The sequence below is a fragment of the Paraburkholderia sp. UYCP14C genome (genome assembly GCF_004197395.1).
Lineage (GTDB): Bacteria > Pseudomonadota > Gammaproteobacteria > Burkholderiales > Burkholderiaceae > Paraburkholderia.
The window spans coordinates 1-3,212 of record NZ_SELS01000186.1; the positions used below are offsets into that span (position 1 = coordinate 1).

Below are 3,212 nucleotides of genomic sequence, written 5' to 3' on the forward strand. Positions count from 1 at the left end.
GCAGATCCTTAGCCCCATGAACATCGCGTTCCGAAAGATCGAGAAGGACTCGCGCGTCGCTACATATCGCGCCATTCGCGCCAACCGCATTGCGTTCGCCATCCTGGCCGTCGCGGTCCTGTTCTTTGCCACGTCGTTTGCGTTGGCACTCTCGCACGAGCAGGCGCTCTCGGCCAGGGCGCAGAACATCTCGGCGCTCGCACTGGCTGGTAGCGTCATCCATGGAGACGGCGTGCTGTACATGACCGCGGCCCTGAATGTGTTCGCAATATTAACCGCCTTCCTTGGCATCTATCTGGGCTTCGAGGAATCGATCAAAGGTATGGTCATGAACGTCCTGACGCGCTTCGTTCCGCAGGAACGCGTCAATGCACGCCTCGTATCTGCCGGCGTTTGCGTGTCTATCGTGCTTGGGCTCTGGTTCTGGGTACAGACGCGCTTCTCCATCCTGTTGCTGCAGCAGTTGGCATCGCCCATCTACGGTATTGCGTCGTTCATCATTCCGTGCGTTCTGGTCTACAAGGTGCCCGCGCTCCGGAGACACGTATCCACCAAAGTCTGGTACGTGTTTGGGTTTGGCGTGATCGTGTGCCTGTCGCCCGTGCTCAAGGCGCTGGGCTACTGACGTTGCCCCTGACGCGCCTTACGCAAACCATGCAAGACAGAAAGAGGTAAAAAGCAATGACTCAGAATCGAAGTGCGGTAGAGGTCAACGCAACACAGTTTGATTTCGATGCCGTGGTGGACCGCAACCGTAGCAATTCACTCAAGTGGGCGTACCCGGGCGCCATGACGGATGTTCAGGCACAGGCGAGGCCACTGCCCATGTGGGTGGCGGACATGGATTTCATGTCTCCGCCGGCGGTAATCGAAGCGTTGCACGAAGCCGTTTCGCACGGCATTTACGGGTACCCGGCGGGCATGACGAAAGGTTATGTCGACGCCGTGACCGGATGGCAACAAAAGCGCTTCGACTGGGAGGTGCCCCCTGGATGGGTGGTGCCGGTCGCCAGCGTCATTGCGGCGCTCAAAACCATCGTGCAGGCGTTTTCACAGCCTGGCGATTCGGTTCTGATCCAGCCGCCGGTCTATGTGCACTTTCATCACGATGTGGTCATCAATGGTCGCCATGTCACTGCGGCACCGCTGCAGTTCGATGGGCAGCGCTATCGCTTTGACGCCCGGGTGTTCGAAAACGCGATTCAAAACAACACCAAAATCTTCATTCTGTCCAACCCGCACAACCCGACGGGCAACGTGTGGACGGAAGAGGAACTGCGCACCATGGGCGAGATCTGCATGAGCCATGGGGTGCTCGTGATCGCCGACGAAATCCATTGCGACTTTGTGTACGGTGCCGGAAGGAAACACACACCGTTCGCCTCCCTGGATCGACGATTCGCTCACAACAGCATCACCTGCACGTCGGCGAGCAAGACGTTTAATCTGGCCGGACTGCAATGCGGCAACATGTTCATCGCCGATAAGGTCAAGCGGGACGAGGTGATCCGCACGATCGAGAGGAACCACAACACCCGCATCAACCTGCTCGGGATGGTGGCTACCGAAGCCGCCTTCACGCATGGAGCAGGCTGGGTAGACGAGCTGGTGACCTACATCGCCCGGAACCAGCGGCACTTTGCCGAGCGCATCAACGCGCTCGATGCTGGTCTGAGGGTAATCGACATGGAATCGCTCTACCTGGCGTGGATCGACTGCCGCGCGCTTGGAATGACACCGGAGGAGCTCGAAGACTTCATGCTCGTCAAGGGCCGCGTGTGGCTTGATCAGGGTCCGAAGTTTGGCGTTGAAGGTCACGGCTTCATGCGCGCGAATCTCGGCTGCCCGCGCCAGACGGTGGACCTGGCGATTGGGCGAATATCGGAGGCGCTTGCGCAGCGTTGAGTGCCGATTGATGGGTGTTTGCGAAGCTGAAGTGCATAGGAGATGAAGATGATTAATGACTGGGCTGAACTTCTTTCGAATCAACGTGCCGCCGGGGCAAATCTGGCAAAGGCGAACGTGCCGGTGGGCAAGGCATTCTCTGGTCTGAACGAGTCGTTAAATGAGAGCAGGGCGCTTGATCTCAAGACACGCGAGCTCATCGCCCTGGCCGTGGCAGTCACCACACGGTGCGAGGGCTGCATTGCTTCGCATGCTGCCGCAGCGCAAAAAGCGGGCGCAACGAAACAGGAAGTTGCTGAGGCGCTCGGAACCGCCATTGCCCTTAATGCGGGCGCTGCCTTTGTCTATTCCGCGCGAGCGATGGAGGCTTTCGATCAGTTTGATACCTGAGTGCAGCTACGGCGGGTAAGTCAATACGCCGGCACCCCGAGCGGGGCTCGAGCCGAAGGGTCATCGATCTAACCAATCCTCGACCCTGGACGATGTTGGTGACGCATCTTGTGATCAGCTGCGCGGTGAATCATTAGGACGGAATTCGGCATGAACTCTGAACGGACAACAGCACTGGCAGGCATCAGGGTCCTGGACCTCTCACGCATCCTGGCGGGCCCGAGTGCAACCCAGCTTCTTGGGGATCTTGGCGCCGATATCGTCAAGGTTGAGAAACCTGACGAAGGTGACGATACGCGCAAATGGGGACCACCGTACGTACGCGGGACATCGGGTGAGGAAACGGAAGAGAGCGCCTATTATCTCGCGGCCAATCGGAACAAGCGAGCCATCGCTATCGACATCGGCTCGGATGCAGGTCGGCAACTCGTGCATCAGTTGATTGCACACGCGGACGTCCTCGTTGAAAACTACAAGGTCGGCGGCCTTGCCCGATATGGCCTGGCGTACGAGCAGATCAAGGATCGATATCCGCGCCTGGTCTATTGCTCGATTACAGGGTTCGGGCAGACGGGCCCCTACGCCAGCCGACCCGGCTATGACTTTTTGATCCAGGGCATGGGCGGCATCATGAGCCTCACCGGGGTGCCGGACGGCGAACCGATGAAGGCGGGTGTTGGGATCGCCGACGTTATGACTGGCATGTATGCCGCCGTCGGCATCCTCGCAGCCCCGCAGCATCGGGAGCGAACGGGCAAAGGGCAACACATCGACATATCCCTGCTCGATACACAGATTTCCTGGCTCGTTAATGCAGGAACGAATTATCTGGCGGATCGACAGCTACCGACCCGCCTGGGCAACGGCCACCCCAACATCGTTCCATACCAGGTGTTCTCAACGGCAGATGCACCGAT

3 protein-coding genes and 1 pseudogene are annotated in these 3,212 nt (G+C 58.8%); all 4 read left to right on the forward strand.

The window, feature by feature from the left end; genetic code table 11:
- Positions 1 to 625, forward strand: a pseudogene (locus tag EVC45_RS43995) (transporter); the annotation flags it as partial.
- Between the two features lie 56 nt (positions 626 to 681).
- The gene (locus tag EVC45_RS44000; protein WP_129964282.1) at positions 682 to 1,905 is read left to right on the forward strand and encodes a MalY/PatB family protein; all 1,224 of its coding nucleotides are present in this window, start codon (positions 682 to 684) and stop codon (positions 1,903 to 1,905) included.
- 48 nt (positions 1,906 to 1,953) lie between these two features.
- Positions 1,954 to 2,295 (forward strand): carboxymuconolactone decarboxylase family protein, encoded by a 342-nt coding sequence (locus EVC45_RS44005; RefSeq protein WP_129964283.1) that lies wholly within the window; start codon positions 1,954 to 1,956, stop codon positions 2,293 to 2,295.
- Between the two features lie 150 nt (positions 2,296 to 2,445).
- The coding region (locus EVC45_RS44010; protein ID WP_129964284.1) for a CaiB/BaiF CoA-transferase family protein at positions 2,446 to 3,212 on the forward strand (767 nt) is incomplete at its 3' end.